This window comes from Aliiglaciecola lipolytica E3 (assembly GCF_000314975.1).
Taxonomy (GTDB): Bacteria; Pseudomonadota; Gammaproteobacteria; order Enterobacterales; family Alteromonadaceae; genus Aliiglaciecola; species Aliiglaciecola lipolytica.
Genome location: NZ_BAEN01000038.1, coordinates 100,685 through 115,658 on the forward strand (window position 1 = coordinate 100,685; position 14,974 = coordinate 115,658).

At 40.9% G+C, this 14,974-nt stretch carries 10 protein-coding genes; 9 read left to right on the plus strand and 1 reads right to left on the minus strand.

Annotation, left to right across the window (positions count from 1 at the left end):
• Positions 1 to 292: 292 nt before the first annotated feature.
• From GLIP_RS09700 to GLIP_RS09710, 3 genes are read left to right on the plus strand one after another with little or no spacing between them, the layout of a single operon-like run.
• Positions 293 to 1,402, plus strand: coding sequence for an efflux RND transporter periplasmic adaptor subunit (locus GLIP_RS09700; RefSeq protein WP_008844439.1), 1,110 nt, complete (start codon positions 293 to 295; stop codon positions 1,400 to 1,402).
• A 14-nt stretch (positions 1,403 to 1,416) separates the two neighbouring features.
• Positions 1,417 to 4,734, plus strand: a complete 3,318-nt coding sequence (locus GLIP_RS09705; protein WP_008844440.1) for an efflux RND transporter permease subunit — start codon at positions 1,417 to 1,419, stop codon at positions 4,732 to 4,734.
• Positions 4,727 to 7,795 carry an efflux RND transporter permease subunit gene (locus GLIP_RS09710; RefSeq protein ID WP_008844441.1) on the plus strand — a complete coding sequence of 1,023 codons (3,069 nt, stop codon included), beginning with the start codon at positions 4,727 to 4,729 and terminating at the stop codon, positions 7,793 to 7,795. Before GLIP_RS09705 ends, GLIP_RS09710 begins: the two co-directional genes overlap by 8 nt.
• Positions 7,796 to 7,851: 56 nt before the next feature.
• Here the strand turns inward: GLIP_RS09710 and GLIP_RS09715 are convergent, their stop codons facing one another.
• Entirely contained in the window at positions 7,852 to 8,256 is a 405-nt protein-coding gene (locus GLIP_RS09715; RefSeq protein WP_008844442.1) for a tellurite resistance TerB family protein, read from the minus strand.
• Between the two features lie 74 nt (positions 8,257 to 8,330).
• Between GLIP_RS09715 and GLIP_RS09720 the strand changes: the two genes are divergently transcribed.
• The 6 genes from GLIP_RS09720 to GLIP_RS09745 all read left to right on the plus strand — a co-directional run bounded on the left by GLIP_RS09720 (position 8,331) and on the right by GLIP_RS09745 (position 14,958).
• Complete coding sequence (locus GLIP_RS09720) at positions 8,331 to 8,879, plus strand: RNA methyltransferase (RefSeq protein ID WP_008844443.1); 549 nt, start codon at positions 8,331 to 8,333, stop codon at positions 8,877 to 8,879.
• Positions 8,880 to 8,996: 117 nt separating this feature from the next.
• Complete coding sequence (locus GLIP_RS09725; protein WP_008844444.1) at positions 8,997 to 10,169, plus strand: hydroxymethylglutaryl-CoA reductase; 1,173 nt, start codon at positions 8,997 to 8,999, stop codon at positions 10,167 to 10,169.
• A 168-nt stretch (positions 10,170 to 10,337) separates the two neighbouring features.
• Positions 10,338 to 11,636: an efflux RND transporter periplasmic adaptor subunit gene (locus GLIP_RS09730; RefSeq protein ID WP_040522585.1), complete on the plus strand. Its 1,299-nt coding sequence runs from the start codon at positions 10,338 to 10,340 to the stop codon at positions 11,634 to 11,636.
• A gap of 41 nt (positions 11,637 to 11,677) precedes the next feature.
• Positions 11,678 to 12,394 (plus strand): ABC transporter ATP-binding protein, encoded by a 717-nt coding sequence (locus GLIP_RS09735; protein ID WP_008844446.1) that lies wholly within the window; start codon positions 11,678 to 11,680, stop codon positions 12,392 to 12,394.
• A 10-nt stretch (positions 12,395 to 12,404) separates the two neighbouring features.
• On the plus strand, positions 12,405 to 13,718 hold the full coding sequence (locus tag GLIP_RS09740) for an ABC transporter permease (protein WP_008844447.1): 1,314 nt from the start codon (positions 12,405 to 12,407) through the stop codon (positions 13,716 to 13,718).
• A gap of 10 nt (positions 13,719 to 13,728) precedes the next feature.
• Positions 13,729 to 14,958, plus strand: coding sequence for an ABC transporter permease (locus tag GLIP_RS09745; RefSeq protein ID WP_008844448.1), 1,230 nt, complete (start codon positions 13,729 to 13,731; stop codon positions 14,956 to 14,958).
• Positions 14,959 to 14,974 lie beyond the last annotated feature (16 nt).

Below are 14,974 nucleotides of genomic sequence, written 5' to 3' on the forward strand. Positions count from 1 at the left end.
TTAACGTTGTTATCAGTACCAACGGATGAAAATAAAAAAGGGGTTATTTATTTTTATAATGCTAAATGTGTCGTTAGCGGCAAATTCACACAACTAGTAACAATTCAACTAACTATTAGCAAATTTAACCAATTACAATTAAGCAAATTCACAACATTTGTTATCACTTAAATTGTATCACTTTGAAATATAAGCAATTTTACCTATGGCACAGTGAATGCTATGTAATCTGCATAACATATAGTCAATGCGACAATACATTTAAACTATTAGCTCAACTTTGGAAAACACAATGGACGCTACAATTTTTCACAATCACATTTCAGTTTCTCGTTTATCTTTTAAACACCTTTCATTGGCAGCACTTCTATGCTCGAGTTTAGTCTTAACTGGATGTGGGCAAGCTGAAGCAAATAAGAATGACGCGAAACAATCGGAGCAAGCGAAAGTTATTCCAATTCCTGTTGAAGTGAAAAATCTTGAACTTGGCAGTATTTCCTCAAATTATTCGACAACTGCCGTGTTAGAGGCAAAAGAAGAAGCCTTTGTTGTTGCCCGCGCGTCTGGAATAATTGATCAGATTTTAGTTGAAGAAGGTGATTATGTAGAAAAAGGGCAAGTTTTGGCGAAGCTAGATCCTGAGCGTTATGAGCTAAATTTATTGCGTGCTGCTGCAGATTTGCAAGGTGTAGAGAAAGAATTAGCCAAAATAAATAAGGTTTATAGCAAAAAGCTAGTCAGTGACGATACTTACGACAAACTAAATGCGCAATATGAATCAGCGAAGGCGACATTAGCGTTAGCCAAATTGGATTTAAAAGAGGCGACTATCGTTGCTCCAATAAGCGGTTTTATCGCTGAACGAAATGCCAAAGTAGGCAACTTAACTGAGTCATTCCAACGCGAGCGCATGTTCCATATTGTGCAACAAAAACAATTGTACGGTATTGTCCACTTGCCTGAAAAAGAATTGGCTAAGGTTCATAAAGATCAAAAAGCCACCTTATCTCTTGCGGCTATCGGTAACCAAAAAGTGAACGCTTTTGTTGAGCGAATCAGCCCAGTCATTGACGCTAAAACGGGTACATTTAAAGTGACACTGCGCGTACCTAACGAAGATAATTTATTAAAAGCGGGTATGTTTTCTCAAGTAAGTTTGAATTATGACACCCGTTTAAATGCCACACTCTTACCTCGTAAAGCGTTATTAGCAATCGATGATAAAACCAATGTGTTTGTTGTTAATGACGAAGGCATTGCTAGCAAAATTGCGATCACAGTGGGTTATCAAGAAGGCAATTTCGTAGAAGTTATCAATGGTCTAAGTGGTAACGAACAAGTGGTGGTTACTGGTCATCAGAACCTCAAAGACAAAGCTGTTGTTGAAATCGTCAATAGCTAATTGAGGGACACATCATGAATTTAATTGAAATTGCGGTAAGACGTCCGGTTACAGTGTGGATGTTTACTCTAGCTGTATTGTTGTTTGGGTTTGTTTCATTATCACGTTTGTCTTTGAATTTGTTACCTGAACTTTCTTATCCAACATTAACTATTCGCACCGATTACGTAGGTGCAGCACCCGGCGAAATTGAGCAACTGGTATCAAAACCTATTGAAGAAGCCGTAGGAATTGTAAAAGGTGTTCGTAAAGTCACCTCAGCCTCAAAAGCGGGACAATCTGATGTCGTCCTAGAGTTTGAATGGGGTACCGAGATGGATATGGCAAGTCTCGAAGTACGTGAGAAACTGGATGTTTTATTGTTACCCTTAGATGTAAAACGCCCCCTATTATTGCGCTTCAATCCTAGTTTAGATCCCGTTATGCGATTTGGTCTTGGTATCAACGAAGGAGCTTCTGACGCTAGCAGCACTGTAGTCATGGATGAAACAGCCATGAAAAAAGTGCGCACTTATGCTGAAGAAGACATAAAACGTAAACTTGAATCCGTTGAAGGGGTCGCTTCAGTTCGTATTGGAGGCGGTCTTGAAAATGAAATTCATGTGTTAATTAATCAACAGCGCACCAGCCAATTAAACATTCCCTTAGCTGACATCATCAAACGATTAAAAGATGAAAATGTCAATGCGTCTGGTGGTCGCGTGGAAGATGGTTCGCAAGAATATTTAGTACGCACCTTAAATCAATTTCAAAGCTTAGATGATATGCGTAATTTGTATATCGCGACACGGCAAGGAACGCACATCAAACTGGGTGACGTAGCCGAAGTTGTCGACACCTATAAAGAGCGCTCGTCTGTTACACGATTTGATGGTTTTGAAGGTGTTGAGATTGCGATCTATAAAGAAGGCGACGCGAATACTGTTAATGTCGCTAAGGCCGTGCAAACTAGACTGGATACGCTCAAACAATCTTTACCCGAAAACTATCAGTTGCAAATGGTTTACGATCAGTCGTTATTTATTGCCAGCGCTCTAGATGAAGTAAAATCGGCAGCCATCATTGGTGGTATTTTAGCCATGTTTATTTTGTACTTTTTCCTTAAAAACATCTGGCCCACTTTAATCATTTCGATTTCCATACCGGTATCAATTATTGCTACCTTTAATTTAATGTATAGCTACGATATTAGTCTGAATATTATGAGCCTTGGCGGTATAGCATTAGCCATAGGTTTATTAGTTGATAATAGTATCGTCGTTTTGGAAAACATCGACAGACATAAAAAACAAAACGCTAATACTCTGGATGCCGCATCCGAAGGCACAAAAGAAGTCTCAATGGCAATCGTGGCTTCTACACTCACCACCATGGCTGTATTTTTTCCATTGGTTTTCGTAGAGGGTATTGCAGGACAGTTATTTAGTGACCAAGCATTAACCGTTACCTTTGCACTTGCCGCTTCATTAGTAGTAGCTTTAACGCTCATACCCATGTTAGCAGCGCGAGAAAAATCGAATCAAGCACGCCAAGAATTAGATTTAGGCAGCAGTCAAGCAAAAACAAAACCCACCGGCTTTTTCAAGCTAACCGGATATTATTTGCTGCTACCAATAAAGCTATTATTCAAACTGGTCTTTTACGTTATACCACTGCTTATATCGACTATTATCTTAGTGTTATTTCGCGGCATATCGAAGCTACTCTCGTTATTGTTTACACCTGTTTTATGGTTATTCGACAAATTTTATAATCTTGTTTCGGCTGCCTATTCTCGTAGTTTAAATGTGGCGATGAAAGCCAGATTTGCTGTGGTTGCGATTGTGTTAGGTTTTTCAGCTTTATCTTTGCTCCTATTGCCAAAAATCGGATTAGAACTGATTCCCCCCCTTGCACAAGGCGAGTTCGACGTTGAAATCACCTTGCCAACAGGTTCTCGATTGGAAAACACCGATGCAGTTTTAGCCAGCTTAGCTACCTTTACCAATGCACAACCTCATGTTGCACGCACATACTCGTTAGCTGGCACAGGCAGTTTGATGAACGCCTCCCCAGCCCAAGGTGGTGATCATTGGGGCAAACTAAACGTGGTAATGGAACAAAATGCAAGCCCAGAAGATGAACAGAAAGTCGTGTCAGCGATGCGCGATTATCTTGCCAATCAAGCAGGACTAGAGAGCAAATTTGGGACCCCTGAATTATTTAGCTTTTCTACTCCCTTAGTAATAGAAATTTCTGGTTACGATCTTTCTATGCTCAAGCGATATGGCGACAAATTAGCAGGTGAGTTATCTAAAAATACACGGTTTGCGGATATAAAAAGTTCACTGCAAAACGGTAGCCCTGAGTTAAAAGTACAATTTGACCATGCTAAGTTAGCGCAACTGGGATTAAATGCTCCGGATGTTTCCAAACTCATCGCAGCAAAAGTAGGCGGCGAAGTGGCGAGTAAATTTAGTATCGATGATCGCAAAGTCGACATTCTAGTAAGAAACCAAATTACGCAACGGGATTCCATCGCGGATATCTCACGGATTGTGGTTAATCCCAACAGTTCTACAGCAATTCCATTGGCAGCCGTGGCTACAATTGAGATGTCGGTTGGCCCCAGTGAAATTACGCGCGTAGGCCAACAACGGGTTGTGTTGGTAAGTGCAAATTTAACCTATGGAGATCTTGGTGCGGCCGTCATTGATGCGCGCAAAGCCATAGAAGATATTAAACTACCTTTTAGTTTACAGGCAAAGATCACCGGCCAAAGCGAAGAAATGGAAGCTAGCTTTAATTCGCTTTACATGGCATTAGCTTTAGCTGTTTTTATGGTCTATCTGGTCATGGCCTCACAATTTGAATCATTGCTTCATCCATTCTTAATCTTGTTCACTGTTCCCATGGCCTGTGCAGGCTCAATTTATGGCTTATTCGTAACAGGAACTAACATCAGTGTCGTGGTGTTTATCGGACTAATCATGTTAGCCGGGATCGTGGTGAATAATGCCATTGTATTAATTGACAGAATTAATCAACTACGCGCGAAAGGTGAGGAAAAATCAACTGCGATTAAAGATGCAGCGAACAGTCGACTACGCCCTATCTTGATGACCACATTAACCACCATTTTAGGACTTTTACCAATGGCTATTGGCTTAGGTGAAGGGTCAGAAATACGTACGCCAATGGCCATTACCGTGATATTTGGATTGTTATTTGCGACTTTCCTAACCCTGTTCATGATCCCGGTTTTATACAGCCTTTTTGACCGCAAAGTCTTTATTGTAACGCCTGCAAAAGACGCCGAAAACGTAACCAAAAATGAGGTGGTTTATGGATAAGTTTGCCCATGCTGGCGCCGCTTTGGCAAGTTTCGCCATTCGTCGTCCGGTCACCATTTCCATGTTGTTCTTTTCGTTACTGATAATGGGCTTGGCGGCGAGTAAAATGTTACCGCTAGAAAAATTTCCAGGGATAGATTTTCCCGAAATTTTCATTCAAGTTCCGTATAAAGATGCCACCCCAACAGAAATTGACAAAATGATCACGCGTCCTGTTGAAGAAGCATTGGCGACTATGTCGGGCATTAAAAAACTACGTTCTCGGTCAACCGAAAATTATGCAGAAATTCAAGTTCGCTTTGATTGGGACGCAAATATTAAAGCCAAAAGTATTGAAGCTCGCGAAAAGATTGATGCGATCCGTCACCTACTTCCTGAAGATGTAGAACGTGTCTTAGTGTTTAAGTTTAACCTCAAAGATATGCCGGTTTTTCAATTGCGTTTATCCAGTGATCGTGACATTTCAAACGCCTATGATTTACTTGAACGCAATCTCAAGATGCCAATTGAACGGATTAAGGGCGTCTCTAAAGTTGAACTGTATGGCGTACAAAAAAAGCAAATTTCGATACGCTTAGATCCACAACGTATTGCTGCTTTGCATATTGATACAGGCAAACTAACCAAAACGTTACGTGATGCTAACTTTTCGATGACGGCAGGACAATTCTTTGATTTAGATAGTAAAATCACAGTTAATCCAATTGGTGAATATCGAAGTAAAGAAGAAATTGAAGACTTAATCATTGAGCGCAGCATACGTCTTAGTGATATCGCTCAGGTTAGATACGAAACACCTAGAGCTGAAGAAGGTCGTCATTTGGATCGAACCCACGCCATTGGCTTAAATATATTCCGCGAATCAGGTGCTAATTTAGTAGAAGTATCAGATGCCGTAATGGCAGAAATAGAAAAAGCACGAAACAGCACGGCATTTAACGGTATAAACTTGTTTATTATGCAAGATGAAGCCGACTCTGTTACCACATCTCTGCAAGATTTGCTTAATTCTGGCTTAATCGGTGCAGCACTTTCGATCATCGTGTTGTATTTATTTTTGCGTAATCTAGCTACAACCCTTGTAGTCGTGTTGTCGGTACCTTTTGCCATTTGTATAACCTTGGCTTGTATGTACTTCCTTGGGTATACCTTGAATATCCTATCTTTAATGGGATTAATGTTAGCGGTTGGTATGCTGGTAGATAATGCCGTAGTCGTGACAGAGAGTATATTCCAAGAACGGGAAACCGAACCAGATCCAGTAGAAGCCACTAAAAAAGGGGTTGGTTTAGTAAGCTTAGCTGTGATTGCAGGGACGGCAACGACCGCCATTGTATTTTTACCCAATATAGTAGGAGCAAAAGAAGAAATTACCGTCTTTTTGGAACACGTAGCTGTGTCGATTTGTATCTCGTTATTCGCGTCATTGATTTTAGCTCAAACGTTGATCCCACTACTTGCCACAAAGCTGAAAATCAAACCAAAAAGTAAACAAGTCAAACCGTCTAAATTTAAAGGCATGTATGCATCTGTACTGCGCTGGACTTTGGCAAACCAAGGTAAAACAGCGTTAATTGCGGTGCTTATTTTAGTCAGCACTATGATCCCCATGAGCCTATTAAAAAGCGATGAACAAAATAATGGGAGTAGCGGTCGAATTTGGCTGAACTACGATATTCAGGGCAATTACAGTCTTAAAGAAGTAGAAAAGTCTGTGCTTAAAATGGAAGATTATTTGTATGCCAATAAAGAACGCTTTTACATAAAGCAGGTTTATAGTTATTTCACTGCTGGGGAAGCGGTATCAGGCATAACACTTGAAGATGATATCCCGATCAAAATATCCGATCTTAAAAAACAAATAAAAGATGAATTCCCTGCATTTGCTAGAGCAAAACCGTCCTTTCAGTGGGATCAAGGAAACGGCGGCGGGGTTAGAATTTCATTATTTGGACAGTCATCTGAAACGCTAATGCAGATTGCCAGTGAAATTGTACCGATAATTAGTAGCGTAGACGGTTTGACGGATGTTAAAGCGGATATTGATGCACAAAATTATGAATTGCAAATTAAAATAGACCGTGAAAAAGCCTTTCGCTTTGGTTTAAACACAAACGATGTAGCCAACATAATCAGTACCGCTTTACGCGGAACTAACTTACGCACATTTAGAAATGATAGCGAAGGTGAAATAGATATTCGTTTACTATACGACGAGTCTCTGCAAACCTCGATTGATGCTCTGCGCAATTTAACTGTGTTTAGAAATATGGACCAAAATGTAACCTTGGACATGCTCGCTGAATTTGCAATAAAACCCAGAATGTCGCAAATTCAAAGAGACGGAAGACAGACTGCACTCGCAATAGGAGCAAATCTTGAAAATGAACTTACCATTGAAGAAGCCAAAGAACGTATTGAAGCCATAATGGCCAATGTGCAATTACCTGGTGGTTATACCTGGGCTCTTGATGGCAGTTTTCAAAGACAAGATGAAGACGAAGGCGTAATGATCACCAACATGATCCTTGCCATATGCATGATATATATTGTGATGGCGGCGTTATTCGAATCGCTACTTTTACCCACTTCAGTTCTTACCTCATTAATATTCTCATTTACCGGTGTTTTCTGGGCGTTTTTGATAACCGGAAACCCAATGACGGTAATGGGCATGATAGGCATGCTGATTTTGATGGGGATTGTGGTCAATAACGGAATTGTGTTGGTTGATCGCATTAACCAATTAGTGAATCAAGGTCAAACTGTCCATGACGCAATTATTGAGGGGTGTCTAACTCGTGTCAGACCGATTCTTATGACAGTATCGACAACTGTATTAGGACTGGTTCCACTAGCCATTGGCGATGTCAGCATTGGCGGTGACGGACCTCCCTACTCGCCGATGGCAATTGCCATAATTGGTGGCTTATTATTTAGTACGTTAACCAGTTTATTTTTAGTACCATTGACTTACTTGTTACTGCTTAAATTACGTCGTAACACTGTGTCTATGGTAAATGACAGTAAACGTTTGGTTAGCAAATTAATTCGCATATAAAAAAAATGCTAGGAGATGATTCTCCTAGCATTTTTATCTTTCTTATAAATGGGTTATTAACGTTTATCGATTAATTTAACCAATAAAAAGTCTAGTGCGGCTTTTTCAGAATCATCCAAATTGCCATCTGCATGAGAAATATCTTCTGCTAACTGCATCGCTTGCTCTTTCATCCATGGATCAGTTAACAGTGCAGCGCGGTGCGCTAGATAATCCTCAACCTCCTTCATGGCGATCGCATCCATTACTTTCTTTTCTACAGCGAAATAGTAATCTAGTTTGTCGGTTTCGTTCGACCATTCCAGATTGCTTAACCAACCTTGCATGTAGGTACGTTCTTGCTCTTCAATTATCCCATCTATCATCACAAACATCAGAGCGATATCGAATAGCGCCTGACGTTGTATTTGATCTTTACATTGACCTAAATCTAAAGCTTGAATAAAAACAGTAAATCTCATCAAATCACTCCAAGGTGTTTTCTGATCTAATCTATCGTATCCTAGTCTAAACTCTTAATTCGCGCTAATCCAAAATGCAAAATTCTTCACAAAAACATCAATCTAATCATTATATTGTCGGCTTAATAAACCCCAAAAGCCCGAGCAATGTCGGCGCGGTATTGAGAGCTGCAGGGTGTTATTCAGCACAATCGATCGTTTATACTGGGAAACGCTATGAGCGTGCTAAAAGTTTTGCGACAGACACCAAAAACGTTAATGCACATATACCACTTACAAATATAGATAATATTTTTGAAGACTTACCATCAGGTTTCCGAAAAATCGCATTTGAACTCGTTGAAGGGGCCACTCCTCTACCGCACTTTCAACATCCTGAAAACGCTATCTACGTGTTCGGCCCAGAAGACGGTTCTATTCCGCAACACGTATTGAACCAATGCGATGACGTTGTCTATGTACCTACTGTTGGCTGTATGAACCTCGCTGCATCGGTCAATGTGGTTTTATACGACCGACTTGCAAAACAACAATCCACTGTATATTCGGACGACATCATTCGTTCAAGCCGAGACACCAATAACAAACTCACCTTCAAAACTAAAAATCTACCACCCAACTAGCTTTACAATTTATTTACAAAAAAGCCAACAAATAGATTGTGATCCACTCTCAGGCGTGTATTAATTAATAATCTAAAATAAATAACTAACCTGAATGTAATAAAAAGGATATCCCCTATGACTGACGATACTCGTATCCCACGTAGTTCGGAGAATGACCATACTGTTGAAATGGCAAAAACTCGACGCGAGTTTCTAAAACAAAAGACTGGGACAGATTTAAAATACACTGGTGAATACAGCATAGATCCGGCGATTTTACCGGGTAATATTGAAAACTTTATTGGTATTGTGCAAATGCCTGTGGGTATCGCCGGGCCAGTTCAGATTAATGGTGAACATGCTAAAGGACAGTTTTACATACCGCTTGCAACCACCGAAGGTACATTAGTCGCCAGTTACAGCAGAGGGATGCGTGTTATAAATGAATGTGGTGGAGTTAAAACCACTGTGGTGGAAGGTTGGATGCAACGCGCACCGGCATTTATATTCGAAGATGCAAGACAAGCCCGTGATTTTGGCGAATGGGTTGAGCAAAACTTTGAACAAATTAAAGCAATTTCTGAAACCACGACCAGTGTTGGTAAACTAGAACATATTCAACAATGGTCGGTCGCTAAAACCCGATATTTGCGATTTAATTACACAACTGGCGATGCAGCCGGACAAAATATGGTGGGCAAAGCCACGCTGGTGGCCTGTGAATGGATTAAAGCCAACTCCCCTATCCCATGTATGTATCTATTATCGGGCAATATGGATACCGACAAAAAGCACTCTCATCTAAACATGCTGCATTCACGAGGCAAGCGAGTCATCGCCGAAATTGTGTTGAAAAAAGAAGTATTGGCTCGGGTGATGAAAGTAGACACAAAAATGTTAGCAGGAGCAACTACATTAGCCAACACAGGGGCATTGATGGCGGGTGCTGCATACAATGGTCCCCACTCCGCCAATGGTATAGCGTCACTTTATATTGCAACCGGACAAGATGAGGCTAATGTGGTCGAATCTCATGCGGGAATGTTATCCCATCAACTATTAGATAACGGGGACTTTTATTTGGCGGTGACTTTACCTTCGCTAATTGTAGCGACATTTGGCGGTGGCACTGGTCTGCCAACGCAAAACGAATGTTTACAGTTATTAGGGTGTGTTGGTAAAGATAAAGCCAATAAGTTTGCTGAAATAGTCGCCGCCACAGTTCTGGCGGGTGATATTTCGCTCGCTTGTGCAGTAATCGCCGGTCATTGGGTTAGCAGTCACGATAAAATGGGCCGCAATCGTTAATATTTAACGAAGCTGATATAAACGGCGTTCACAGTTTTGAGCGCCGTTTACGTATTTGCAGTACAAGCAAATCCACATTTTAAAAATTTATTTTATTTTTATTTAAACCTTTTCAACTTTCACTTCGACTTACTCTCTGATTGTTCTAATAATTTCAGAGAAAACGCCATGAAAATTCAAGACACCAGCGCACAAGATGTTGTTCTGGCCAAAAACAATAATAAAAAACCACTCATCATAGTTGTTCTTATATGTATTACTCTCATTATCTGCTATTTCACTCTCGCACCTGCTTTTAGTAACTGGTCCAGTTCAGATCTTTCCATATCAGCGCAAAGACTTCGCTTAGGCACGGTACAAAAAGGCGATTTAGTCCGAGATTTATCTGTACAGGGTCGAGTAGTAGCATCAGTAAGCCCCAGATTATACAGCCCTGCACAAGGGACTATCACCTTTAAGGTGGATGCAGGTGATTCAGTAACGATTGGTCAGGTTTTAGCAGAGATAGATAGTCCAGCTTTGACCAATGAACTTAAACAAGAGGAATCCAGTTTACAACGTTCACAAATGGAACTGGATCGAGAAAAAATTCAAGCTAAAAAACAGGCATTAGAAAACCAAAAAGCAGTGGATCTTGCGTTAGTCTCATTAACCGCAGCGGATCGAGAAAAACGCCGCGCGGATAAAGCTTTTGCGACACATTCCATTAGCCAGATCGATTTTGAAAAAGCACAAGATGATTTACAAAATGCCAAACTCGTGCACCAACATGCCGTACGCGATGCAGAGCTTAATCAGGAAAGCCTAGCCTTCGAAATTCAAACAAAAGAGTTTCAAGTAGAAAGACAGGCATTATTGGTAGCCGAATTAACCCGCAAAGTTGATGAGTTAACGATGCGATCTCCGGTAAATGGCATTGTGGGTAATTTAGCAGTGCAACAAAAAAACCAAGTCACCCAGAACCAGCCCATATTAAGTGTGGTGGATCTTTCTGAATTTGAATTAGAAGTCGATATCCCAGAAAGTTATGCCGACGATTTAGCCATTGGCATGCATGCCGAAATAAGCCTCAATGGCGAAACGCACTTAGCCACTCTCGTCACTATCTCACCTGAAATTGAGAACAATCAAGTGAACGGAAGAGTGCGTTTTGCCACCCATAACTTAGCGGGCGAAAGCATAGAGCAGCCACAGGGGCTGCGCCAGAATCAGCGCTTAACCACCCGCATTCTAATGGAAAGTAAAGAAAACGTATTAATGGTGCAACGTGGCCAGTTTTTAGATAGCGGCAGCGGACGAATCGCCTATTTAGTCAAAGACTCCATCGCCGAAAAGACCACCATTTCCACCGGTATTAGAAGTCTTTCAAGTGTTGAAATAATGGATGGCCTAAAAGCTGGAGACACCATCATCATTTCAGGTACCGACCAATTTAATGGAGCGGATCGCATTTTAATCACCAATTAATTTGCCTTCCCACTCACACTAAAAAATAAAAGGAAACACACATGTTAACGATGACAGAAGTGAAAAAAATATTTCGTACCGATTTAGTTGAAACCCACGCATTACGAGATTTTAACTTGCAAGTTGATGAAGGTGAATTTGTTGCCGTTACCGGACCGTCAGGATCAGGTAAAACAACCTTTCTAAATATTGCTGGCTTGCTGGAAACCTTCGAAGGCGGGAAATACGAGCTGGATGGACAAGATGTCAGTCGCTTAAACGATAAAAAACGTAGCCAGTTACGCAACGAAAAAATTGGCTTTATTTTTCAAAGCTTCAATCTTATTCCAGATCTAAATCTTTTTGATAATGTCGATGTACCGTTACGCTATCGCGGATTCAAAGGAGCAGAGCGTAAAAAACGTATAGAAGAAAGTTTAGAATTAGTCGGTTTAGCTAACCGTATGAAGCACCTACCTTCGCAATTATCTGGTGGTCAGCAACAACGCGTTGCGATTGCCAGAGCATTAGCTGGTAACCCTCGGTTTTTATTAGCTGATGAGCCAACCGGAAACCTTGACTCAAAGATGGCGTTAAGTGTGTTGGAGTTACTTAAACAAATAAATGATCAGGGAACCACCATAGTCATGGTTACCCACGATCAGCATTTAGCCACGCAAGCAAAACGTAATATTTATGTACGTGATGGTCGGGTCAGTGAACTTAGCGAGCTGACAGATATAAATGAAATAAATTTGCATCAAGCGGCAAATGGATAAGGGGTAGATAATGTTTACTTATTATCTTCGATTAGCTTTTAAAAGTATCAAACGAAATCCTATTTTAAGTGCATTAATGATCACTGCTATCGGTCTTGGCATTGGCGCAAGTATGACGACGGTGACAGTGAATTACTTAATGTCAGCCAACCCTATTCCGCATAAAAGCGAGCAGCTTTTTTATGTGCAGTTAGATAGTTGGTCTCAATTTGAACCTGCCAGAGAACCTAATGAACCACCGGATCAAATTACCTGGACCGAAGCCACTAATTTAATGCAAGCCAAGCAGGCTTTTCGTCAAACGGCAATGGCGTCAACAGGTGGAGTGATTGAGCCAACGGGGCAAGATGACAAACCATTTATGGCCAGTATTCGATTAGCATTTTCAGACTTTTTCCCAATGTTTGATGCCCCCTTTTTATTCGGTAACGGCTGGTCTGAAAATAATGATACCAATCGAGATTACGTGGTAGTTATCAGTAAAGCGACCAATGAGCGCGTTTTTGGCGGTGAAAACTCAGTTGGTCGCACCATTCGTATCGTAGGTGAAAATTTCCGTGTCGTTGGTGTGTTAGATGATTGGGTTCTAGTGCCACGCTTCTATGATGTAACAACCGGAGCTTTTGATGAGACCGAAGAAGTCTTTATGCCTTTTTACATGAAACAAGAATTGGAATTAAGTAACGGTGGAAATACCAATTGTTGGAAAAGCCCAGAAGGCGAAGGTTTTATCGCATTTTTACAATCAGAATGCGTTAATTATCAAATGTGGGTAGAGCTGAGGGATCAGAACGAAAAAGACCAGTACATGGATTTTCTTAACAACTATGTTAATGAACAAAAAGCGTTAGGCCGCTTTGCACGTCCTCTTAATAATCGCCTTTCAAATGTGATGGAATGGATGGAAATTGAGGAAGTCGTTGCCGATGACGCGCAGATTATGATGTGGGTGTCTTTTATGTTTTTATTGGTTTGTCTGCTCAATACCATTGGTTTATTGCTTGCTAAATTTACCGGTAAAGCATCAGAAATTGGCCTACGTCGAGCTGTTGGCGCTTCAAAGACTGACTTATTTATTCAACATCTTGTTGAAACAGCTTGTATTGGAGTGGCAGGCGGAATACTTGGCTTAGGTTTAGCATTTCTCGGACTTGAAGGCATTAAATCTCTGTATGGAGAATTCGTGCAAAATTTAGTCGGGTTAGATTTCACTATGATGGCGAGCGCGATATTACTTGCCTTAGTATCGAGTATTTTAGCCGGTATGTATCCGACTTGGCGAGCTTGCAATATCGCTCCCGCTAGCCAGTTAAAAAGTCAATAAGGAGAATTGTATGAGTTCAAATCAATGGGAAATTGGTCCGATATTTCGCGCTTTGATGCGTAATAAAGTCGGCGCTATTTTAATCGCTATACAAATCGCCGTTACAATGACGATTGTGGTTAATTCAATTTTTATCATCTTGGAGCGTGCAACAAAAATAGAAAGAGAAAGTGGCATTGACGAGATCAATAGTTTTTATCTAACCACCACGGGCTTTGGTTCAAATTTTGATCCTAAGAGCACCGCCACAAACGATTTAGAGTTAATTCGAAGTACAGCGGGCGTATTAGATGCAATTCAAATCAATGCTATCCCCGTCAGTGGAGGTGGTTGGTCAATGAGCTTTCAAACCGAACCGGGTGAAGAAAAAGAAACTGAAGGCGCAGCCATTTATATGGTTGATGAACATGGTATAAACGCGTTGGATCTTGAGGTCATTGCAGGCGAAAATTTTGCTGCTGGCGATGTACGTTGGCGTCCAGCCGGGGTTAGAGATTGGCCAGACAATGTCATCATAACCAAAGTATTGGCAGAGTCATTATTTCCTGATATTGGCTACCAAGATGTGGTTGGTAAAACCATCTATATTCAACAAAACGAACCCATGATAGTTAAAGGTATTGTAGACAAAATTCAAGCACCTTGGGTAGGTTGGGATGATTTAGAACATACAGTGCTGACACCAGAAATCACCGAGTTCGAATCTAATCGCTATTATATACGTGCTCAACCCGGTCAAAGAGATGCGATTATGCCGATTATTGAGGAAGCCCTAGCTTCTTCAAACAAGCAACGCATTATCCGCGGGATGCGTACCGTACAAGAAACCCGAGAACGCAGTTACCGTGCAGATACGGCAATGATTAAAATACTCTCAACCACTATGATTATCTTAACCATAGTTACCGGTCTAGGTATTGTTGGCTTAGCCAGTTTCAGTGTTAATCGTCGTAAAAAACAAATTGGCACCAGAAGAGCCTTGGGTGCGAGCCAACAGGCAATAGTTCGCTACTTTATGCTTGAGAATTTTCTAATTAGTACAGTAGGAGTATTGTTAGGAGCAGTTCTTACAGTGGGCTTAAATATGCTTCTGGTTAATATTTTTAGTCTCAATGCATTGGATTGGTATTTTGTACCCGCAGGCATGTTAGTGCTTTGGCTTGTCGGGCAAATAGCGGTATTTGGTCCAGCTAAAAAAGCAGCCAACATTCCGCCAGCACTAGCCACTCGAACAGTGTAAACGGCTCAAACTAAAA